The following is a 20,439-nucleotide window of genomic DNA, read 5'->3' as shown; positions in this document are numbered from 1 at the left end:
CGGGCCGGCTCCGCCCCCGTCGGGCGGAGGCATCACCGCACCACTCCGAGTCGTGAGGTGTACCCATGTCACTGCTCTCCCGCGTCACGTCGCCGGCCGAGCTGCGCAAGCTCCCGGCGGCCGAACTCCCGCTGCTCGCCGACGAGATCCGCGACTTCCTGATCGACGCCGTCACCCGCACCGGCGGACACCTCGGGCCCAACCTCGGCGTGGTGGAGCTCACCATCGCGCTGCACCGGGTCTTCGACTCGCCGTACGACCGGATCGTGTTCGACACCGGCCACCAGAGCTACGTCCACAAACTCCTCACCGGCCGCCAGGACTTCACCCGGCTGCGGATGCGAGGAGGACTCTCCGGGTATCCCTCGCGCGGCGAGTCCGAGCACGACCTGGTCGAGAACTCGCACGCCTCCACCGCGCTCTCCTACGCCGACGGCCTCGCCAAGGCCGCCCAACTGCTCGGCCAGCACGACCGGCACACCGTCGCGGTGATCGGCGACGGCGCGCTCACCGGCGGGCTCGCCTGGGAGGCGCTCAACAACATCGCCGAAGCCCGCGAGCGGCCGCTGGTCATCGTCGTCAACGACAACGAGCGCTCCTACGCCAGGACCATCGGCGGCCTCGCCAACCACCTCGCCACCCTGCGCACCACCCAGGGCTACGAGCGCTTCCTCGCCCTCGGCAAGGGGGCGCTGCAACGCACCCCGCTGGTCGGCCAGCCGATCTTCGACGCGCTGCACGGCGCCAAGAAGGGCTTCAAGGACGCCTTCGCCCCGCAGGGCATGTTCGAGGACCTCGGCCTCAAGTACCTCGGCCCGATCGACGGCCACGACCTGGGCGCCGTCGAACAGGCGCTGCGCCAGGCCCGCAACTTCGGCGGTCCGGTCATCGTGCACTGCCTGACCGTCAAGGGACGCGGCTACCGGCCCGCCGAGCAGGACGAGGCCGACCGCTTCCACGCCGTCAACCCGATCGACCCGTACACCTGCCTGCCGATCTCGCCCAGCGGCGGCGTCTCCTGGACCTCGGTGTTCGGCGAGGAACTGCTCGCGCTCGGCGCCGAGCGGCCGGACCTGGTGGCGATCACCGCGGCCATGCTGCAGCCGGTGGGCCTGGCACCGTTCGCCAAGGCGTACCCGACGCGGACCTTCGACGTCGGGATCGCCGAGCAGCACGCCGTCACCAGCGCCGCGGGGCTGGCGACCGGCGGGCTGCACCCGGTGGTCGCGGTGTACGCGACGTTCCTGAACCGGGCCTTCGACCAGGTGCTGATGGACGTCGCCCTGCACCGCCTGGGCGTCACCTTCGTCCTCGACCGCTCCGGGGTGACCGGCCCGGACGGCGCCTCGCACAACGGCATGTGGGACATGTCGATCCTGCAGGTCGTGCCGGGCCTGCGGCTCGCCGCGCCGCGCGACGCCGAACAGCTGCGGGCCCAGCTGCGCGAGGCCGTCGAGGTCGGGGACGCCCCGACGGTCGTGCGCTTCCCGAAGGGGAACGTCGGCCCTGCCGTACCGGCCGTCGAGCGGATCGGCGGGGTGGACGTCCTGCTGCGCACCGGCCGCCCGGCCGAGATCCTGCTGGTCGCCGTCGGCACCACCGCCCCGGCCTGCCTGGACGCCGCCCGGCTGCTGCTCGCCGAGGGCTTCACGGCGACCGTGGTCGACCCCCGCTGGGTCAAGCCGGTCGACCCGGCGCTGCCCGGACTCGCCGCCGCCCACCGGCTGGTGGTCACCGTCGAGGACAACGGCCGGACCGGCGGGGTCGGTACGGCGATCGCCCAGGCGCTGCGCGACGCCGACGTCGACGTACCGGTGCGGGTGCTCGGTCTGCCGCAGGAGTTCCTCGGGCACGCCTCGCGCGGAGAGATCCTGGAGGAGGCCGGGCTGACCGGGACCGGGGTCGCCGCCCAGACCGCCGTCTTCGCCAAGAACCTGCTACCGACCAGAGGAGCGAACCCGCGCCATGCCGGCTGACCCAGACCGCCCCGCCTTCGACCTCGCTGCGCTCCTCGCCGAACGCGGCGGTGAGCGATACGAGTTGAACAGCCGCTACCTCAACCCGCAGCTGTCCCGGATGCTCCACACCATCGGCTTCGACAAGTACTACGAGCGCGCCGAGGGCCCGTACTTCTACGACGCCGAGGGCAACGAGTACCTCGACATGCTGGCCGGCTTCGGCATCTTCGCCCTCGGCCGCCACCACCCGGTGGTGCGCTCGGCGATCCAGCAGGTGATGGACCTCGACCTGCCCGACCTGGTCCGCTTCGACTGCTCGCCCCTGCCCGGACTGCTGGCCGAGCGGCTGCTGTCGTACGCGCCCGGGCTGGACCGGGTGTTCTTCGGCAACAGCGGCACCGAGGCGGTGGAGACCGCGCTCAAGTTCGCCCGGTACGCCACCGGCCGCAAGCGCATCCTCTACGCCGACCACGCCTTCCACGGGCTGACCACCGGCTCGCTCTCGGTCAACGGGGAGAGCGGCTTCCGCAAGGGCTTCGACCCGCTGCTCCCGGACACCGCGATCCCGCTCGGCGACATCGGGGCGCTGGCCAAGGAGCTGAAGCGCGGCGACGTCGCGGGGCTGATCGTCGAACCGATCCAGGGCAAGGGCGTCCAGGCACCGCCACCCGGCTGGCTGCGCGCCGCCCAGGCGCTGCTGCACGAGCACAAGGCGCTGCTGATCTGCGACGAGGTGCAGACCGGGATCGGCCGCACCGGCGAGTTCTTCGCCTACCAGCACGAGGACGGCGTGCTGCCCGACCTGGTCTGCGTGGCCAAGGCGCTCTCCGGCGGGTACATCCCGGTCGGGGCGACCCTCGGCAAGGGCTGGATCTTCGAGAAGGTGTACTCCTCGATGGACCGGGTGCTGGTGCACTCGGCCAGCTTCGGGTCGAACGCCCAGGCCATGGCGGCCGGCCTGGCGACCCTGGAGGTGATGCGGGACGAGAAGGTGGTGGAGAACGCCCGCACGGTCGGCGACCTGTTCCGGGAACGGCTGACCGCGCTGGTCGACCGGTACGAGCTGCTCGCCGAGGTGCGCGGGCGCGGGCTGATGATCGGCATCGAGTTCGGGCGGCCCAAGTCGCTCAAGCTGCGCACCGGGTGGACGGCCCTGCAGGCGGCGCGCAAGGGGCTGTTCGCGCAGATGGTCGTGGTCCCGCTGCTGCAGCGGCACCGGATCCTGACCCAGGTGTCCGGGGACCACCTGGAAGTGATCAAGCTGATTCCGCCGCTGATCATCACCGAGCGGGATGTCGACCGGTTCATGGACGCCTTCACCGACATCATGGACGAGGCGCACCGGGGGAGCGGCCTCATGTGGGACTTCGGGCGGACTCTGGTGAAGCAGGCGGTCGGCAGCCGCTGAGGCTCGGGGCCGCGGCCGCGGCCGCGGCCGCGGCGGCGGCGGCCGGGGGCCGGGGCCGGGGAACGGATGCGGGGAGCCCGAGAGGGAGGCGAGAAGCCCGGGAGCGGACGCGAGGAGTGGGAAGTCGGCCGGGCCGACTTCCCACTCCATGGGAGACACCGCGTCAGAGCTCGGTCCGGCGGCGCCGGACGACCACCACGAGATCGACGACGGCGATCAGGGAGAGCAGGCCGCAGGCGATGGCGAAGCCGGTGAGCGTGCCCCGGCTCGGGACGCCGTTGACCGGGGAAGCGGCCGCCCAGACGGCGAAGCCCACCGTGCTCAGCACGAACAGCGGCGTGAAGACGAGCGAGAGCAGGTAGCGCAGCTTGAGGTCGCTGCGGGCGGTGGCCGGCTCGGTGCCGCTGCGCCACCGTCGCGGGGTGGTGGTGCGCATCGCCGTTCACCTCCGGACCGCTCGGGTCGGGCTACGATTCCAGCGTACGTCCGAGGGAGCTGGCCGGGGGAGGCGCGATGTCGGGATCGGACGCGGTGGGATCGGGAGCGGCCGGGGCGGATGCCGAGGGGTACGCGGGGCTGCGGGTCGAACGGGCCAAGGAGCTGGCCCGCCGGCACGGCTGGGCCTCGGTCCGGGTGCTGGAGCCGGGGGAGCTGATGACCATGGAGTACCGGCAGGGGCGCCTCAACCTGGCGGTGCGGGACGGTGTGGTCGAGCGGAGCTGGGAGGGGTAGCGCCCGTCTCCACCGACGGCTCGGTGCGTCCAGAGGGCTTGGTGCGCTCAGTGGGCCCGGTGGGCTCGGTAGCGGAGGGCGCGGCGGCCGAAGCGGCGGTGCAGTCGCTGCTCGGCGACGGCGACCAGGGGTTCCAGCAGCGGCAGCGAGAGCAGGACGAGCAGCCCGGCGGCCCAGCCGGCCAGCACGTCGGTGACCCAGTGGGTGCCGAGGTAGACCGTGGTCAGGCCGATCGAGCAGGCGGTCGCGGCGGCGATCAGCGCGCCGGTGCGGCGCCAGCGGACCGCCAGGTAGGCGAGCACGCCCCAGGTGACCACGGCGTTGGCGGTGTGCCCGGACGGGAAGATGGTGCCGCCGGAGAAGAGCTCGGGCGAGCCGACGTACTGGGCGTAGTGCGGGCCGAGCCGGCCGGTGACGATCTTCACCGCGCCGACCGTGACATTGAGCAGCAGCAGCGCGACGGCCATGACCAGCAGCGGACGCAGTCGGCCGAGGCGGCGGGCGCGCCAGGCGAGCCAGGCGAAGGCGGCGATCGCCGAGGGACCGCGCTGCCCGGCGACCACCCAGGTGTCGAGCAGCGGCTCCAGCCTGGGCCACCGCTCGTACGGGCGCAGCAGGCGGACCGACCAGTCGAGGTCGACCAGGGCGGTGTTCAGCAGCACGCCGGCCAGGACCAGCAGGTAGACGACGAGGGTGGCGGCGAGCAGGGCGGCCTGCCGCCGGCTCATCGGCGGCCAACCGGGGTCGCGGCGGTCGGGGCCGGCCGGGCCACGGAGGGCGGGTGAGCGGCGGTCGGGGCCGGCCGGGCAGTGGACGCTGCCGGTCGGGCCGTGGGCACCGCCGGTGCTGGCGGGTCGTTCCCGGCCCGGGGTGGCGACGTGGTGTTCGGGCCGCTGTCGCGGGATGGGAGCGTGGGTACTTCTGGATTGCACGGGGTGACTTTACCCATCCGGACAGGGCCATTTCGGAGGGAATTGTCATTTTCCCGCGAAATCGACAATTGGCTCCGTCCCGGGTGGTCCGGGGAGTGGCCCACGCTATTCGGGGATCGAATGCCAGTGTGGTCCTCGAATGATTCTGCAAAAGCCCCGGTAAAGGAAACGGAGCGGGAGGCCGGTCGGTCCGGCTTCCCACTCCGTGGTAACCCTGTGTAGGTTCCGTGCTCAGTCGAGGGGGCCGCCCGCGACGTAGATCACCTGTCCGGAGACGAAGCCGGCGCCCTCGCTCGCCAGGAATGAGATGGTGTGGGCGACGTCCTCAGGCAGACCGACCCGCTGGACCGGGATCTGAGAGGCGGCAGCCCGCTTGAAGTCTTCGAAGTCCATGCCGACGCGGGCGGCGGTGGCCGCCGTCATGTCCGTGGCGATGAAGCCGGGGGCGACGGCGTTGGCGGTGATGCCGAACTTGCCGAGCTCGATGGCCAAAGTCTTGGTGAAGCCCTGCAGGCCCGCCTTGGCGGCCGAGTAGTTGGCCTGGCCGCGGTTGCCCTGGGCCGAGGAGGAGGACAGGTTGACGATGCGGCCGAAACCGGCGTCGACCATGTGCTTCTGCACCGCGCGGGTCATCAGGAAGGCGCCGCGGAGGTGAACGTTCATGACCGTGTCCCAGTCGGACTCGGACATCTTGAAGAGCAGGTTGTCGCGGAGTACGCCCGCGTTGTTGACCAGCACGACGGGGGTGCCGAGCTCGGCGACCACGCGGTCGACGGCGGCCTGGACCTGCTCGGCGTCCGAGACGTCGGCGCCGACGGCCAGCGCCTTGCCGCCGGCGGCGGTGATCCGGTCGACGGTGTCCTTGCCGGCCGCCTCGTCGAGGTCCAGGACGGCGACCGCGTAGCCGTCGGCGGCCAGCCGCTCGGCGGTGGCGGCACCCAGGCCGCGGGCGGCGCCGGTGACGACGGCGACCCGGGGGGCGGTGCTCTGCTCGGTCATGCTCGCTCTCGTCTCTCTCAGGGGTTCCTCCGGGGAGAGCCCCCGGAGAGGGTGGCCACACCCTACCGGCGAGTAGGGAGGGCGGCCAGAGCGGAGAGGCGCAGGTGACGGTCGGTAAGGACCGACCGGTCGGCTTTCTGCTGAGAACGGGTTACTGCAAGGGCGTGGCAGCGCGTAAATATGCCAATGTTGCCGAACCTGCGTCTACTATCCGCCCCTGCCTGCCAGCAAGGGCCCGCCGTTTGTATAGTGTCCGCCAGCAGCCACCGGCTGCACGGCTGGAGCGCCCTCCCTCATAGCTGGACGCCCACTCGCCGTTACTGCCCCACCCGGGTGTCCCACACACACCGGGTGTGACATCGGGACGGATACATGGTGCTGGGGGAGATCCCGACAACCCGCGTGTCCGCGCGACTGCAGCAGTCGCCCGGACACCTCATTCGTGTTGCACAGCAGGTTCACACCCGTCTGTGGTCCGAGCACGTCGGAGCCGATCTCACGGCTCCACAGTTCGCCGTGCTGCTGGTCCTGGCCCTCGAACCGGGTGCGGACCAGCGGACGGTCGGCGAGCGAGCCTCGCTGGACAAGGCCACGATGGCGGAGATGGTCGCGCGGCTGGTCCGCCGCGGCCTGGTGCTGCGCAGGCGTGACCCGGCCGACGGCCGGCGCAAGCTGCTCGCTCTCTCGCAGAGCGGCGCCCAGGCGGTGCGCGAGGCCACCGGTGGTGTGGTCCGCGTGCAGCGCGTCCTGTTCGAGCCGCTGACGGCGGACGAGCAGGTCGAGATCGTCCGGGTGATGGCCAAGATAGCCAGGCTGGAGCCCGCGGCGGTCGCCGTCATTACGGACGCGCGGCCGATACTGGACGCCCAGCGGGCGATCGGCTACCTGATCAGGGTGAGCCAGCAGGTGCACACCAAGCTCTGGTCCGAGCACGTCGGCGCCGAGCTGACGGCCCCGCAGTACGCGGTGCTGGACGCGCTGGAGCAGGAGCCGGGCGCCGACCAGCGCACGGTCGGCGAGCTGGCCTCGCTGGACAAGGCCACCATGGCCGAGATGGTGAGCCGGCTGGTGCGCCGCGGTCTGGTGCAGCGTCGTCGCGACCCCTCGGACGGTCGGCGCAACCTGCTCTCGCTCTCACCGGCGGGACAGGACCTGCTGCACCGCTCGGCCGCCGGCGTGGCCGAGGTCCAGCGGCTGTTGCTGGCTCCGCTGGAGGAGGATGAGCACGAGGCTGCACTCGCGCTCATCGGCAAGGCGGCCAGGTTCTAGGCCAAGCTTTGGTAACAGCAGCCAAAACGATTCGCCAACGTACTGAGGGTTCCTGCCCGTCGGTCCCGTGAATCGCGCACACCGACGACCGCCCACCCTGCTCGGGGTGGGCGGTCGTCGTCATGGTCGGTCGTCAGGCTCCCTCGGGGCCCGGCGCGGTGGCTCGGGGCACCGATCCGGAGCCCCGGGCCCACGTCAGTTCCAGTCGAAGCCCTGCGGGTCCGGCCCGATGCGCTTGCCGGTGGCGACGGCAGCGATCGCCGAGAGGTCCTCGGCGTCCAGCTCGAAGCCGGCGACGTCCAGGTTCTCCCGGATCCGGGACGGGGTGACCGACTTCGGGATGGCGATCACACCGCTCTGCAGGTGCCAGCGGAGGACCACCTGGGCGACCGTGCGGCCGTGCTTCTCGGCGATCTCGACCAGCGTCGGCTCGGCGAGCAGGTCCCCGCCCTGGCCCAGCGGGCTCCACGCCTCGGTGGCGATGCCGTGCCGGGCGTGGAAGGCGCGCAGCTCCTCCTGCGGGAAGTACGGGTGCAGCTCGACCTGGTTCAGGACCGGGACGACCGAGGCCTCGTCGAGCAGGCGGGTCAGCTGCTCGGTGCCGAAGTTGGAGACGCCGATCGACTTGACCCGGCCGTCCGCCTTCAGCTGCTCCAAGGCCTTCCAGACGTTGAGGTAGCTGCCGTGCATCGGGCGCGGCCAGTGGATCAGGTACAGGTCGAGGTAGTCGAGGCCGAGCTTGGCCAGCGAGGCGTCGAACTCGCGCAGCACCGCGTCGCGGCCCTGCTCGCCGGACCAGTCGCGGGTGCCCGAGTTCCACAGCTTGGTGGTGATGTAGAGGTCCTCGCGGGCGACGCCGCCCGCAAGCGCCTCGGCGATCGCCGCGCCGGTACCGGCCTCGTTCTCGTAGATCGCCGCGGTGTCGATCGAGCGGTAGCCCGCCTCGATCGCGGTGCGGACGGCGGGGGTGGCCTCGTCGTCCGGGACCTGCCACACGCCGAAGCCGAGCTGCGGGATCTGCGCGCCGTCGTTCAGGGTGACGCTGGGGATGTTGCTCACGGGACGGGGTGCCCTCCTGGTCGTAGGTCTTTCCAGTGGGGGGCAACTGGCGCCGGAACGTGATTGTTCCCGCCAAACGGGTGAATCTTGGGTGTTGTTTTGCAGGGCCTCGCGAGGGCCGGAGGGGGTCGGAGGAGGGGCCGGAGGGGGCGGAGGACGGCGCGGAGGACGGCGCGGAGGCGCCCCGGCCGGGCCGTACGGGCGGATGCGGGTGGTCGGCCGGGGGTCGGTGGACGGTCGGGCGCTCGGCGGGGTGGCCGGCGGGCGGTCGCGGGTGGCCGCGGTGACGGAAAACCTGTTGCGCGGGTCACACCGGGGTTGGCAGGCTCGCGGACATGGCCTCCTGAAATCAGGGCCCTTCGTGCCCTTCCCAGTCCGTCCGGCCCTCCCGCCGGACGTATCGACGCCGCCGTGCCGATGCGCCGCGGGTCCGCCGCCTGTTGCCCGTCGTTCCTCGTCTGTCGCTCGGTGTCCTTCGCCTGCCGTCCGTCGCCCGTGGGTTCGGGCCGTTCGCGTGAGCCGGGTTCCCGGGCCGCTCGGCGAGTGCCCGTTCGCGCGTCCGTCGCCTCCGCCCCCGTACCTCCGCACCGTTCGTATCGGAGTGTCATGCCGCTCACCCCTCTGCCGCTGGCCGACCCCGGCAGCCCCGATCTCTCCTCGCCCCGGGCCTTCCTGTGCCGGCTGCAGCGCAGTCAGCGGCGCGGGCAACTGCTCGCCACCTGCTGGACACTGCTCGAAATGGGGTGCCAGGCCGCGCTGCCGATACCGCTCGGAGCGGGCGTGCAGTCCGCTGTCGACGGTGACGCCGGCGGGATCTGGCGGGCCGGCGGGCTCGCCCTGCTGCTCGCCGCGGGGGCCGCCCTCGGCACCGTCCTGTCGCACCGGCAGGCGGTCTGGAACTGGATCCACGCCGCTTGTCAGGTACGGCAGTTGGTGGCGCGGCAGGCCTCGCAGCTCGGGTCCGGGCTGTCCCGCCGGATCGCCACCGGAGAGGTCGTCGCGGTCGGCAGCGGGGACGTCGAGCGGATCGGCTGGTACGTCGAGCTGATCGCCCGGGTCCGGTCCGCGGTGATCGTCTGGCTGGCCGTCAGTTCGGTGGTGCTGGTGGTCGAACCGGTGTTGGGCGTCGGCGTGTTGCTCGGCGTGCCGGTGCTGGCGGCCTCCGTCTGGCCGCTGATCGGGCCGTTCGAGCGGCGCTACGAGCAGCAGCGCGCGCTCGGCGGCAAGGCCACCGAGCTGGCCGCCGACACGGTGGCGGGGCTGCGGGTGCTGCGCGGCATCGGCGGCGAGGAGCTGTTCCTGGAGCGGTACCGGGCCGCCTCCCAGGAGGTCCGGGCGGCCGCCGTCCGTTCGGCCCGGATCTGGTCGCTGATGCAGGCCCAACAGGTACTGCTCCCGGGCCTGTTCGTGGTCGGTGTCACTTGGTACGGCGCCCGGCTGGCGGCCTCCGGCGAGCTCGCCGTAGGCACCTTGATCGCGGTGTACGGTGCGACCGCCTTCCTGGCCTCGCCGCTGCGCATCCTGGGCGAGGCGGCGCACGCCTGGAGCGTCGCCCGGGTCTCCGCCGGGCGGGCCGTCCGGGTGCTGTCCCTCGGTCGGACCGGTGGAGCGGCGGACGCCACGCTGACCAAGCCGGCCAAGGCCGACCTCCACGACCCGGTCACCGGGCTGACCGTGCGGGCCGGCGAGCTGACCGCCGTGGTCTGCGGGGACCCGGACTTCGCCGGGGCGCTCGCCGAGCGGCTCGGCGGCCACGTCCCGCCGGCCGACGGCGAGCCGGAGCAGCCCTCAGTACGGCTCGGCGGGACGGCGCTGGACACGGTGCCGCCGGCCGAGGCGCGGGCGGCCGTGCTGGTCCATGACAAGGAGCCGGTGCTGCTCTCCGGCACGCTGGCCGAGCTGTTCGACATCCCGTCCTCGGGCCGGGTCTCGGCGGCGGAGGCGCTGGCGGCCACCCGGTCGGACGACGTGCTGGAGGCGTTGGTGGACGGATCGCCCGAGTGCGCGGGCGATCCGATGCGTGCCCGGATCACCGAGCGCGGGCGCTCGCTGTCCGGCGGGCAGCGCCAGCGGCTCGCCCTGGCACGCGCACTGCTGGCGGACCCTCCGGTCCTGGTGCTGGACGAGCCCACCAGTGCGGTGGACGCCCACACCGAGTCCAGGATCGCCACCGGGCTGCGGGACACCCGGGCCGGCCGCACCACCGTGGTGTTCGCGACCAGTCCGCTGCTGCTCGACCAGGCGGACCGGGTGGTGCTGCTGCGCGACGGCCGGGTGGTCGCGGCGGGGCGGCACCGCGAGCTGATGCGGACCGAGCCGGCCTACCGCGCCGTGGTCACCCGCGACGAGGAGGAGGCCCAGCGGGTGGGTGAGGCCGTGTGAACGGCTTCCCGGACGGATTCGTCAACTGCCCTGCCACGCAAGCGAGGAGTACGCCATGAAGCCACCCGTCCATGAGGAGCAGGGGCCCGCCGCCACCCTGCCGGTCGGCTCCCCGGCCGCCGTGCGCGGGTACCTGCTGCTGTTGGCGCGGCGGCACCGCGCCGGGTTCTCGGGGGTGGTGGCGCTGCACTCGGTGGCCACGCTCGCCGGGCTGGTCGGCCCCTGGGTGCTCGGCCGGCTGGTCGAGTCGCTGGCCACCGGCACCGCCGGGTCCACCATCACGGTGGCGGTCGCCTGGTACCTGCTGGCGCTGGTGGCGCAGTCCGCGTTCACCGGCTGGTCGCGGATGCGCGGCGCGGTGCTCGGCGAGCGCGTGCTCGCCGACCTGCGCGAGGACTTCCTGGTCCGCTCGGTCGCGCTGCCGCCCGGCGTGCTGGAGCGGGCCGGCACCGGGGACCTGGTCTCCCGGGGCACCACCGACGTCGACCGGCTGGACAAGTCGGTGCGCGAGGCGGTGCCCGAACTCGCCGTCGCCGTCGTGTCGTTGCTGCTGGTGCTCGGCGCCCTGCTGGTCACCTCGCCACTGCTCGCGCTGACCTCGCTGATCGGGCTGCCGCTGCTGCTGGCCACCTCCCGCTGGTACTTCCGGCGCGCGCCGCAGTCGTACCGCAACGAGTCGGCCGGGTACGCCGCGGTGAACACCGTGCTGGCCGAGACGGTGGACGCCGGTCGGACGGTCGAGGCGCTGCGCCTGGGCGAGCAGCGGATCCGGCTGACCGACCGCAAGCTGCGGGAGTGGCTGGCCTGGGAGCGCTACACGTTGTGGCTGCGCTCGGTCTGGTTCCCGACCATCGACGCGGTCTACACCGCTGCCGTGCTGGCCACCCTGGTGCTCGGCGGGCTGTTCACGCTCAAGGGCTGGATCACCGTCGGCCAGTTGACCACCGGTGTGCTGTACGCGCAGATGCTGACCGGCCCGGTGGACCTGATCCTGCGCTGGTACGACGAGCTGCAGATCGGACAGGCCTCGCTGGCCCGGTTGGTCGGCGTGCGCGAGGTGCCGGAGCACGAGGGCGACGAGTCCGCCCGCCCGGACGGCCGTCGGGTGGAGGCCACGGACGTCCGGTTCGGCTACCGCGAGGGCGCGGACGTCCTGCACGGGATCAGCCTGGACGTCGCCCCGGGCAGCCGGGTCGCGCTGGTCGGGCCGTCCGGGGCGGGGAAGTCCACGCTCGGACGGCTGCTGGCGGGGATCTACGCCCCCGGCCGCGGCAGCGTGACCCTGGGCGGGGCGGCGCTGTCGCGGATGCCCGCCGAACGGGTGCGTGCGGAGGTGGCCCTGGTGAACCAGGAGCACCACGTCTTCGTCGGCACCCTGCGGGACAACCTGCGGCTCGCCGCGCCCGACGCGGACGACACCGAGCTGCGGGCCTCGCTGGACGCGGTGGACGCCGGGGGCTGGGTGGACGCCCTGCCGGAGGGCCTGGACACCGAGGTCGGCTCCGGCGGCACCTCGCTGACCCCGCCGCAGGCCCAGCAACTGGCCCTGGCCCGGCTGGTGCTGGCCGATCCGCACACCCTGGTGCTGGACGAGGCCACCTCCCTGCTGGACCCGCGCGCCGCCCGGCACCTGGAGCGCTCGCTCTCCCGGGTGCTGGAAGGGCGGACGGTCATCGCCATCGCCCACCGGCTGCACACCGCGCACGACGCGGACGTGATCGCGGTGGTCGAGGGCGGACGGATCAGCGAGTACGGCAGCCACCCGCAGCTGGTCGCGGCCGGCGGTCCGTACGCGGCGCTGTGGCGCTCCTGGCGGGACGAGCGGTAGCAGTCGCGGGAGCCCGGACACGGGGCGTAGATCGGTAAACCCGCACGGGGCCGGATTGCCCCGTGCGGGTTACTCCCCGGCCCGGAAGGGGCGCGTAACCGGGCAAATCGGCGGTTCGGCCCGCAGACTGCTCCGGTGACCAAGATTTCAGACGGCCCGTCCCGTTCCCCGCGCGGTGAGATCGGCGGGATCCCCACGCGCTACATCGGGATCGGCGTCATCGTCATCCTCGCCGTGTGGTTCCTGTTCGCCAACCTCGAAAAGGTGAAGATCCAGTTCTGGGTGTTCACCGTCACCGCGCCGCTCTGGATCGCCCTGCTGGCCACGCTGATCGCGGGCGGTGTGCTGGGCTGGCTGCTGAAGGGGCGGCGCAGCCGGTGACCACCGATCCCGAGTCGGCCCGCAGCGGCGTCTCGGCCTTCACCCCGCTTATCGAGCTGCGCGGGGTCAACAAACACTTCGGTGACCTGCACGTGCTGCAGGACATCGAACTGACGGTGGGCCGCGGCGAGGTCGTCGTGGTCATCGGCCCGTCCGGCTCCGGCAAGTCCACGCTGTGCCGGGCGATCAACCGGCTGGAACCGATCGAGGACGGCAGCATCCTGATCGACGGCGAGCCGCTGCCCGAGGAGGGCAAGGGGCTCGCCCGGCTGCGCGCCGAGGTCGGCATGGTGTTCCAGTCCTTCAACCTGTTCGCGCACAAGACCGTGCTGCAGAACGTCTCGCTCGCACAGATCAGGGTGCGCGGCCGGCCCAGGGCGGAGGCCGACGCCAAGTCGCGCGCGCTGCTGGAGCGGGTCGGCCTCGCGACGCAGGCCGACAAGTACCCGGCCCAGCTCTCGGGCGGTCAGCAGCAGCGGGTCGCGATCGCCCGCGCGCTCGCGATGGACCCCAAGGCGCTGCTCTTCGACGAGCCCACCTCGGCGCTCGACCCCGAGATGATCAACGAGGTGTTGGACGTCATGCGCCAGCTCGCGCACGAGGGCATGACGATGGTCGTTGTCACCCACGAGATGGGTTTCGCCCGGGCCTCGGCGAACCGGGTGGTGTTCATGGCGGACGGCCGGATCGTCGAGGACCGTGCCCCGGAGGACTTCTTCAGCACCCCCGAGAGCGAGCGCGCCAAGGACTTCCTGTCCAAGATCCTGAAGCACTGAGGCGGCGGCGTGAACCGTGAGACGACGCCCCGCGCGCGGACGGCGAGGTCCGGTGCACCCGCGCGGACACGCGTGCTCGCCGTCGCCCTGCTGCTCACCGCACTGGCTGCCGGCTGCGGCAAGCCCGGCACCCCGCCGCCCAAGGGCCCGCAGCCCAGCGCGCTGCCCGCCTACCAGGTGCAGGACGCCTCCTCGATCACCGGCTCGCCGACCCTGGACGCCGCCCGCAACCGGGGCCACCTGGTGGTCGGCGCCAAGGAGGACCAGCCGTACCTGGGCCAGAAGAACCCGGCGACCGGCGAGTACTCCGGCTTCGACATCGAGATCGCCAAGATGGTCGGCGCCTCCCTCGGCTTCCCGCCGGACAAGATCCGGTTCAAGACCATCGCGTCGGCCAACCGCGAGACCGCGCTGCAGAACGGTCAGGTCGACTACTACGTCGGCACGTACACCATCAACGACAACCGGAAGAAGCTGGTCGGCTTCGCCGGGCCGTACTTCGTCGCCGGGCAGTCGCTGCTGGTGCGCAAGAACGACAACACCATCCACGGCCCGGAGGACCTGGACGGCAAGAAGGTCTGCTCGGCGGCCGGCTCGACCCCGTACCAGCGAATCCAGTCGCAGTACCCGAAGGCCAAGCTGATCGGCTACGACACCTACTCGGCCTGCGTGGACAACCTGATCACCAACCAGGTCGACGCCGTGACCACCGACAACGCGATCCTGCTCGGCTACGCGGCCAAGGTGCCGGACGAGCTCAAGGTGGTCGGCCCGCTGTTCTCGACCGAGCCGTACGGGATCGGGGTGCCGAAGAACGACACCGTGCTGCGCGCGGCGCTGAACGACGCGCTGGAGCACCACGAGCAGAACGGCGACTGGAACAAGGCCTTCGAGGCGACCCTCGGCCTCTCCGGGGAGCCGGCGCCGACCCCGCCGCAGATCAACCGGTACTGAGAGGGCCCGCGCCGTGAAAACGCTGATCGACAACTGGTCGACCTACTGGGAGGGCTTCCTCGGCACGCTCTCGCTCTTCGCGGTGAGCGCCGTGCTGTCGCTGGTGCTGGGGGTGCTGATCGCCGGCTTCCGGGTCTCGCCGGTCAGGCCGCTTCGGGTGTTCGGGGCGGTGTGGGTGACGATCCTGCGCAACACGCCGCTGACCCTGCTGTTCTTCATCGTGGTGCTCGGCCTGCCCCGCTTCGACATCACCCTGCCCTTCTACACCTTCGCGGTGCTCGCGCTCGGCTGCTACACCTCGGCGTTCGTCTGCGAGGCGATGCGCGCGGGCGTCAACACCGTGCCGCCGGGGCAGGGCGAGGCGGCCCGGAGCCTGGGCATGAGCTTCGGGCAGACGATGGGCCTGGTGGTGCTGCCGCAGGCGTACCGCTCGGTGGTGGCACCGATCGGCAGTGTGATGATCGCGCTGGCGAAGAACACGGCGATCGCCGGCTCGTTCAGCGTCACCGAACTGCTGGGCACCTACCGGACCATCAACGAGCTGGGCTACGGCATCGTCTGGACCTTCTTCTGGATCGCCGTCGGCTACCTGATCATCACCCTGGGCGTCAGCGTGGTCTTCTACCTGCTGGAACGACGAGTGGCGGTGTCCCGATGACCGTTGAATCCTCGGCGCTGTACGACATCCCCGGTCCGAAGGCGCTCGCCCGCCACCGGCTGTACGGCGGGATCGCGCTGGTGCTGATCGCGGCGGCGATCGGCTGGGTCGTCTACATGCTGTTCCACACCGACCAGTTCACGTACGAGAAGTGGATGGCCTTCGAGTACCGGGGCGTGCAGGAGCTGCTGCTGCGCGGGCTCGGGAACACCCTGAAGGCGTTCGGCTGGACGGTCCTGTTCGCGCTGCCCTTCGGCGCGCTGTTCGCGGCCGGGCGGCTGTCCGATCACCGGGTGGTGCGCTGGTTCTCCACCCTGGTGGTGGAGTTCTTCCGGGCCATGCCGGTGCTGGTGATGATCTTCTTCGTGTTCGTGGCCCTGAAGGTGCAGCCGCTGTGGGCGCTGGTCACCGGGCTGGTGCTCTACAACGGCTCGGTGCTGGCCGAGGTGTTCCGGGCCGGCGTGCTCGCGGTGCCCAAGGGGCAGCGGGAGGCCGCGTACGCGCTGGGCATGCGCAAGACCCAGGTGATGACGTACGTGCTGGTGCCGCAGGCCAACCGGGCGATGCTGCCGGCCATCATCAGCCAGCTGGTGGTCGCGCTCAAGGACACCTCGCTGGGCTTCCTGATCACCTACGAGGAGTTCCTGCACGCGGGCAAGCTGATCGCCACCAACCTGGACTACGACCTGCCGTTCATCCCGGTGGTGATCGTGATCGCGCCGATCTACATCGGCATGTGTCTGCTGCTCTCCTGGCTCGCCCGCTTCGTCGAGAAGCGCAGTCGGCGCAGCCCGAGCGTGCGGGGCGGGGCGCCGGTGGCCAAGGCCGAGGTCGCGATGGGGCTGCCGCCGTCGGCGCAGCAGTGAGACGCTTGGTTCGACACTGAACCATAGGTACGGATGGGGTCGGGGTCGGTACCTCCAAATTCCTCTTATGATTGCGGGGCTGGACTGACCTGGACGGGACCGCCTGAGCGGTCCGGACGACGACCCGGTGGGAGGGGCCATGGAGCCGGTGTTCGACTCGCGGCACATCAGGACGTTCCACGAGGTCGTCCGGGCGGGCTCCTACTCGGCCGCCGCCCGTGAACTTGGCTACACCCAGCCCGCCATCACCCAGCAGATGAAGGCGCTCGAACGCACCGTCGGCGTCCCCCTGTTCACCCGCGCCGGGCGCGGACTGCGGCTGACCGAGGCGGGCGAGGCGCTCTCCCGGCACGCCGAGCTGATCCTCGGCAGCATGTCCGCCGCCCAGCAGCAGCTCGCCGCGCTGGCCCGGCTGCGCGCCGGGCGGGTGCGGGTCTGCGCCTTCCCCAGCGCCAACGCCACCCTGATACCCGAGGCGATGGCCCGGCTGCTGGCCGAGCACCCCGGCGTGCGGGTCGAGCTGCTGGAGGCCGAGCCGCCCGACTCCGTCCAACGGCTGCTGCGCGGGGAGTGCGACATCGCGCTGGCCTTCCGCTACCCCGGCGCGGCCACCGAGGTGCCGGACGGGGTGGACGAGATCCCGCTGATGGAGGACCTGCTCACGGTGCTGCTGCCGGTCGGGCACCCGCTCGGGCGCCGGCACGCCGTCCGGCTCGTCGACCTCGACGGCGAGCGCTGGATCGCCGGCTGCCCGCGATGTCGGGCCAACCTGCTGCACGTCTGCGCGGAGGAGGGCTTCGCACCGGACATCGTCTTCTCCACCGACGACAACCTCGCGGTGCAGTCGCTCGTCGCCGCCGGGGTCGGGATCGCACTGATGCCCGCCCTGGTGCTCTCCTTCATGTGCCACCGGAAGGTCACCGGTCGGGCCGTCGAACCGCACCTGCGGCGGCAGGTGAGCGCGTACGTGCTGCGCGAACACCGCCGGATCCCGGCCACCGGGCTGGTGCTGGACCACCTGCGGCAGGCCGCGGCGAGCCGGGTCGGCTGCTGACCCATAAGCCTTGATGGGGATGTCGCTTAGGAACCCTCCTTGGACGTGATAGGTCCATAGGTCCCAATCTGCTGGCATGACCTCCCCAGCCACGGTCGGCAGCGACCGGCTCACCGAGCGGATGACCGCGCTGATCAGTGAGATCCGCGCCGTCGTGGACCGCGGACTGCCCCCGGAGCTCACTGCCTACCTGGTCGGCGAGCGCCTCGCCCCGCACCTGCACGCCGACCCGGACGGACCCGACGCGCTGCTCACCCCCGCCCAGTGCGAGGGCGACCCGCAGCGCTACCGCCAGCACGTCCTGCACGCCGAGGAGGACGGCAGCTTCTCCGTCGTCGCCCTGGTCTGGCTGCCCGGACAGCACACCCCGATCCACGACCACGTCTCGTGGTGCGTGGCCGGCGTCCACCGGGGCCAGGAGAGCGAGACCCGCTACCGACTGGTCTCCGACGGCCGCACCGCCCGGCTGGTCGAGACCGAGCACGTGGCCGGCCCGGCCGGCACCGTCGCCGCGTTCGCCCCGCCCGGTGACATCCACCTGGTGCGCAACTCCTGCAACACCACGGCCATCTCCATCCACGTGTACGGCGCGGACGTCTCGCGGCTCGGCACCAGCATCCGGCGGGTCTACCGGCTGCCCGCCGACCAGGAGCAGTGAGCGGCGGCGTGGCACTGACCCTCCGGCAGCGCGCCGCACGTACCCGCTCGCTGCCCCCGATGCGCGGGGACGCCCCCGGGATCCTGCTCGCAGTCCTCGGGGTGGCTGCCGCCCTGGCCGTCCACGCCGTGGTCCCGGCCGTGCCCAAGCTCACCGCCGCCGTCGTGCTCGGCATGGCGGCGGCCCACCTGCCCGGGCTGCGCCCGGTGGTCCGCGGGGTCGCCCGGCCGGGACTGTCCATGGCCGGGAAGCGGCTGATGCGGGTCGGGATCGTCCTGCTCGGGCTCAAGCTGAGCCTGGGCGACGTGCTCGGCCTCGGCTGGGCCACCGTCGCCATGGTGCTCACGGTGGTCGCGGCCACCTTCGCCGGCACGCTGTGGCTGGGCCGGCGGCTCGGCCTGCCGGGGGACCAGCCGCTGCTGGTCGCCACCGGGTACTCGATCTGCGGGGCCTCGGCGATCGGCGCGGTCAGCCAGGCGGCGGGCAGCGAGGAGGAGGACGTCGCGGCCTCGGTCGCCCTGGTCACCCTGTGCGGGACCCTCGCCATCGCCGTCCTGCCGCTGCTCCAGCACCCGCTGGGGCTCGGCGAGGTCGAGTTCGGGCGCTGGGTCGGCGCGAGCGTGCACGACGTCGGGCAGGTCGTCGCCACCGCGCAGACCGGCGGGGCGGGGGCGCTGCGGGAGGCGGTGCTGGTCAAGCTGATGCGGGTGGTGCTGCTGGCGCCGCTGGTCGCGGGGGTGGCCGTGGTGGTGCGGCGGAACCTGCGGGCGGCGGAGGCTGCGGGTGCGGGTGCGGGTGCGGGTGCGGGTGCGGGTGCGGGTGCGGGTGCGGGTGCCGCGGGCTCGGGTTCGGCGGAGGGCGCGGCTGAGACGTCGGTGAAGACCGGGAGCCGTCCGCCGATCCTGCCGCTGTTCGTGGCCGGGTTCCTCGCGATGATCGTCCTGCGGACCACCGGGGTGCTGCCCGAGCGGGCGCTCGACCTGGCCGGGGACACCCAGGAGCTGCTGCTCGCCGCCGCGTTGTTCGGCCTCGGCAGCGCCGTACACCTGCCGACCATGGTCCGTACCGGCGGGCGGATCGCCCTGCTCGGGCTCGGGTCCTGGGTGGTCGTGGCCGGCGTCTCCTACGCGGGGGTGCTGATCACGACCTGACGGGACCGGGTGCGGACTCGGCTATTGTCGGGCGGGTGCTCGTCCGCACCGGGACGGTCCCGTGCTCGCACGGGACGGCCCGGCGGTCGAGTGCGCCCGAGCACGCCTGACTACGCCCGAGTTCGCTGGGTTCGTCGAGGAGGACGGATGACCACCGCACTGCCCGAACGGGACGGCCCCGGGGCCGTCGTCACGCTCGACCGGCGGGAGGGCCCGTTCGGCGAGGTGGTGCTGCGGCAGCGCGGACGGCACTTCGAGATCATCGCCAACGGCTGCTTCCTGATGGACACCGCCGACGGGCGCTCGGAGCGGCTGCTGATCCAGGCGGCACTGGACGAGCTGGACCGTACGGGCAGCCGCACCGAGCGGCCGGCGGTCCTGATCGGCGGCCTCGGGGTCGGTTTCTCGCTCGCCTACGCCGCGGCCGAGCCCCGCTGGGGGCGGATCGCCATCGTCGAGCGGGAGACCGCGATCATCGACTGGCACCGGAACGGGCCGCTCGGCACCTTCTCGGACGGTGCGCTCGACGACGAGCGGGTCGCGGTGCTCCACACCGACCTGCTGGAGTACCTCGCGGCCGCGGACGGCGAGCGCTACGACGCGCTGTGCCTGGACATCGACAACGGGCCGGACTGGACCGTCACCGACTCCAACAACGGGCTGTACGGCGCGGACGGGCTCGCGGTGCTGTGGCACCGGCTGCAGCCGGGCGGGGTCCTGGCGGTGTGGAGCGCGCAGCCGTCGGCGGCCTTCGAGGAGGCGCTGCGGGCCGCCGGTTTCTCGGACGTGGTGACGCACGAGATCCCGGTGTCCCGGGGGGTGCCGGACGTGGTGCACCTGGCGCGGCGCGCCGACTGAGAGCCGACTCGGCCTGCGGGTAGGGCTGTTGGCAGTGATCGTGCGGGTGGGGTGCTCCGATCGGGCTCTCCCCCGGTGTGGTTGATGGTCTGGCGGGCGGTGGTGGGTGGTGGCTGAGAGCGGGACTCCCTCGGAGCGGATCGCGGCCGAACTTCGACGGCGCATCGTGGCAGGGGAGTTGGCGCCGGGGGCGCGGGTGCCGTCGACCCGGCGGATCACCCAGGAGTGGGGCGTGGCGATGGCCACGGCGACCAAGGTGCTGAACCGCCTCCGGGAGGAGGGGCTGGTCCGAGCCGTTCCCGGGGTGGGGACGGTGGTGGTCGGGGCGAAGGCTCCGGGCGCGGGGACCGCCTTGGCGAAGGCTGCCGGGGTTCGGTCTGCCGGGCCGCAAGCGAGCGGGCCGCAGGGGAGCGAGGCGCCGGGGCCCGTGGCGCCACGGACTGGGACACCGGGCACGTCGGGGGCGTCGGCGGCGCCCGGGGTCAGGCGGGCGCGGGCCGGCGGTGACCGCGAGCT

General features: G+C 72.4%; 19 protein-coding genes and 1 pseudogene. 16 read left to right on the top strand and 4 right to left on the bottom strand.

Annotated elements, in window-relative coordinates:
- Nucleotides 1-65 precede the first annotated feature (65 nt).
- Both dxs and ABTY56_RS04280 read left to right on the top strand, forming a co-directional pair.
- Complete coding sequence (gene dxs / locus ABTY56_RS04285; RefSeq protein WP_350626380.1) at nucleotides 66-1,976, top strand: 1-deoxy-D-xylulose-5-phosphate synthase; 1,911 nt, start codon at nucleotides 66-68, stop codon at nucleotides 1,974-1,976.
- Nucleotides 1,966-3,366 (top strand): aspartate aminotransferase family protein, encoded by a 1,401-nt coding sequence (locus tag ABTY56_RS04280; protein WP_350626378.1) that lies wholly within the window; start codon nucleotides 1,966-1,968, stop codon nucleotides 3,364-3,366. Before dxs ends, ABTY56_RS04280 begins: the two co-directional genes overlap by 11 nt.
- 163 nt (nucleotides 3,367-3,529) lie before the next feature.
- On the opposite strand, the gene ABTY56_RS04275 is transcribed toward ABTY56_RS04280, so the two are convergent.
- On the bottom strand, nucleotides 3,530-3,802 hold the full coding sequence (locus ABTY56_RS04275; protein WP_350626376.1) for a DUF6343 family protein: 273 nt from the start codon (nucleotides 3,800-3,802) through the stop codon (nucleotides 3,530-3,532).
- 77 nt (nucleotides 3,803-3,879) lie between these two features.
- Between ABTY56_RS04275 and ABTY56_RS04270 the strand changes: the two genes are divergently transcribed.
- A complete protein-coding gene (locus ABTY56_RS04270) occupies nucleotides 3,880-4,098 on the top strand; it encodes an I78 family peptidase inhibitor (RefSeq protein WP_350524232.1) in 219 nt (72 codons plus the stop codon).
- Between the two features lie 47 nt (nucleotides 4,099-4,145).
- Here the strand turns inward: ABTY56_RS04270 and ABTY56_RS04265 are convergent, their stop codons facing one another.
- Complete coding sequence (locus ABTY56_RS04265) at nucleotides 4,146-5,030, bottom strand: phosphatase PAP2 family protein (RefSeq protein ID WP_350626374.1); 885 nt, start codon at nucleotides 5,028-5,030, stop codon at nucleotides 4,146-4,148.
- 231 nt (nucleotides 5,031-5,261) lie between these two features.
- Nucleotides 5,262-6,029, bottom strand: a complete 768-nt coding sequence (gene fabG / locus ABTY56_RS04260; RefSeq protein ID WP_350626372.1) for a 3-oxoacyl-ACP reductase FabG — start codon at nucleotides 6,027-6,029, stop codon at nucleotides 5,262-5,264.
- A gap of 372 nt (nucleotides 6,030-6,401) precedes the next feature.
- Between fabG and ABTY56_RS04255 the strand changes: the two genes are divergently transcribed.
- Nucleotides 6,402-7,298, top strand: a complete 897-nt coding sequence (locus tag ABTY56_RS04255; protein WP_350626370.1) for a MarR family winged helix-turn-helix transcriptional regulator — start codon at nucleotides 6,402-6,404, stop codon at nucleotides 7,296-7,298.
- 195 nt (nucleotides 7,299-7,493) lie between these two features.
- On the opposite strand, the gene ABTY56_RS04250 is transcribed toward ABTY56_RS04255, so the two are convergent.
- The gene (locus tag ABTY56_RS04250) at nucleotides 7,494-8,357 is read right to left on the bottom strand and encodes an aldo/keto reductase (protein WP_350626368.1); all 864 of its coding nucleotides are present in this window, start codon (nucleotides 8,355-8,357) and stop codon (nucleotides 7,494-7,496) included.
- Nucleotides 8,358-8,963: 606 nt separating this feature from the next.
- Between ABTY56_RS04250 and ABTY56_RS04245 the strand changes: the two genes are divergently transcribed.
- The 12 genes and pseudogenes from ABTY56_RS04245 to ABTY56_RS38810 form a co-directional block, all read left to right on the top strand.
- Nucleotides 8,964-10,739 carry an ABC transporter transmembrane domain-containing protein gene (locus ABTY56_RS04245; RefSeq protein WP_350626366.1) on the top strand — a complete coding sequence of 592 codons (1,776 nt, stop codon included), beginning with the start codon at nucleotides 8,964-8,966 and terminating at the stop codon, nucleotides 10,737-10,739.
- A gap of 55 nt (nucleotides 10,740-10,794) precedes the next feature.
- On the top strand, nucleotides 10,795-12,567 hold the full coding sequence (locus ABTY56_RS04240) for an ABC transporter ATP-binding protein (RefSeq protein WP_350626364.1): 1,773 nt from the start codon (nucleotides 10,795-10,797) through the stop codon (nucleotides 12,565-12,567).
- A 135-nt stretch (nucleotides 12,568-12,702) separates the two neighbouring features.
- Nucleotides 12,703-12,948: a LapA family protein gene (locus tag ABTY56_RS04235; RefSeq protein ID WP_350626362.1), complete on the top strand. Its 246-nt coding sequence runs from the start codon at nucleotides 12,703-12,705 to the stop codon at nucleotides 12,946-12,948.
- Nucleotides 12,945-13,724, top strand: coding sequence for an amino acid ABC transporter ATP-binding protein (locus ABTY56_RS04230; RefSeq protein WP_350626360.1), 780 nt, complete (start codon nucleotides 12,945-12,947; stop codon nucleotides 13,722-13,724). The genes ABTY56_RS04235 and ABTY56_RS04230 overlap by 4 nt, the downstream gene beginning before the upstream one ends.
- A gap of 72 nt (nucleotides 13,725-13,796) precedes the next feature.
- Nucleotides 13,797-14,678, top strand: coding sequence for a glutamate ABC transporter substrate-binding protein (locus tag ABTY56_RS04225; RefSeq protein WP_350626358.1), 882 nt, complete (start codon nucleotides 13,797-13,799; stop codon nucleotides 14,676-14,678).
- 13 nt (nucleotides 14,679-14,691) lie between these two features.
- The gene (locus ABTY56_RS04220) at nucleotides 14,692-15,336 is read left to right on the top strand and encodes an amino acid ABC transporter permease (protein ID WP_350626356.1); all 645 of its coding nucleotides are present in this window, start codon (nucleotides 14,692-14,694) and stop codon (nucleotides 15,334-15,336) included.
- The gene (locus tag ABTY56_RS04215; RefSeq protein WP_350626354.1) at nucleotides 15,333-16,202 is read left to right on the top strand and encodes an amino acid ABC transporter permease; all 870 of its coding nucleotides are present in this window, start codon (nucleotides 15,333-15,335) and stop codon (nucleotides 16,200-16,202) included. The genes ABTY56_RS04220 and ABTY56_RS04215 overlap by 4 nt, the downstream gene beginning before the upstream one ends.
- Nucleotides 16,203-16,350: 148 nt before the next feature.
- Entirely contained in the window at nucleotides 16,351-17,256 is a 906-nt protein-coding gene (locus tag ABTY56_RS04210; RefSeq protein WP_350626643.1) for a LysR family transcriptional regulator, read from the top strand.
- A 76-nt stretch (nucleotides 17,257-17,332) separates the two neighbouring features.
- Nucleotides 17,333-17,914 carry a cysteine dioxygenase family protein gene (locus ABTY56_RS04205; RefSeq protein WP_350626352.1) on the top strand — a complete coding sequence of 194 codons (582 nt, stop codon included), beginning with the start codon at nucleotides 17,333-17,335 and terminating at the stop codon, nucleotides 17,912-17,914.
- A 59-nt stretch (nucleotides 17,915-17,973) separates the two neighbouring features.
- On the top strand, nucleotides 17,974-19,065 hold the full coding sequence (locus ABTY56_RS04200; RefSeq protein ID WP_350626641.1) for a YeiH family protein: 1,092 nt from the start codon (nucleotides 17,974-17,976) through the stop codon (nucleotides 19,063-19,065).
- 147 nt (nucleotides 19,066-19,212) lie between these two features.
- Complete coding sequence (locus ABTY56_RS04195) at nucleotides 19,213-19,923, top strand: spermidine synthase family protein (protein ID WP_350626350.1); 711 nt, start codon at nucleotides 19,213-19,215, stop codon at nucleotides 19,921-19,923.
- 106 nt (nucleotides 19,924-20,029) lie between these two features.
- A pseudogene (locus tag ABTY56_RS38810) lies at nucleotides 20,030-20,230 on the top strand (GntR family transcriptional regulator); the annotation flags it as partial.
- Between the last annotated feature and the right edge of the window lie 209 nt (nucleotides 20,231-20,439).

This window comes from Kitasatospora sp. NPDC097691, from assembly GCF_040302665.1.
Lineage (GTDB): Bacteria > Actinomycetota > Actinomycetes > Streptomycetales > Streptomycetaceae > Kitasatospora.
The sequence above is the reverse complement of the archived record's forward strand: the minus strand, read 5'-3'. Positions and strand labels throughout refer to the sequence as shown.

Coding starts and splice junctions, on each gene's coding strand:
- dxs (WP_350626380.1), top strand. CDS start 66: ATGTCACTGCTCTCCCGCGTCACGTCGCCGGCCGAGCTGCGCAAGCTC.
- ABTY56_RS04280 (WP_350626378.1), top strand. CDS start 1,966: ATGCCGGCTGACCCAGACCGCCCCGCCTTCGACCTCGCTGCGCTCCTC.
- ABTY56_RS04275 (WP_350626376.1), bottom strand. CDS start 3,802: ATGCGCACCACCACCCCGCGACGGTGGCGCAGCGGCACCGAGCCGGCC.
- ABTY56_RS04270 (WP_350524232.1), top strand. CDS start 3,880: ATGTCGGGATCGGACGCGGTGGGATCGGGAGCGGCCGGGGCGGATGCC.
- fabG (WP_350626372.1), bottom strand. CDS start 6,029: ATGACCGAGCAGAGCACCGCCCCCCGGGTCGCCGTCGTCACCGGCGCC.
- ABTY56_RS04255 (WP_350626370.1), top strand. CDS start 6,402: ATGGTGCTGGGGGAGATCCCGACAACCCGCGTGTCCGCGCGACTGCAG.
- ABTY56_RS04245 (WP_350626366.1), top strand. CDS start 8,964: ATGCCGCTCACCCCTCTGCCGCTGGCCGACCCCGGCAGCCCCGATCTC.
- ABTY56_RS04240 (WP_350626364.1), top strand. CDS start 10,795: ATGAAGCCACCCGTCCATGAGGAGCAGGGGCCCGCCGCCACCCTGCCG.
- ABTY56_RS04215 (WP_350626354.1), top strand. CDS start 15,333: ATGACCGTTGAATCCTCGGCGCTGTACGACATCCCCGGTCCGAAGGCG.
- ABTY56_RS04205 (WP_350626352.1), top strand. CDS start 17,333: ATGACCTCCCCAGCCACGGTCGGCAGCGACCGGCTCACCGAGCGGATG.
- ABTY56_RS04200 (WP_350626641.1), top strand. CDS start 17,974: ATGCGCGGGGACGCCCCCGGGATCCTGCTCGCAGTCCTCGGGGTGGCT.
- ABTY56_RS04195 (WP_350626350.1), top strand. CDS start 19,213: ATGACCACCGCACTGCCCGAACGGGACGGCCCCGGGGCCGTCGTCACG.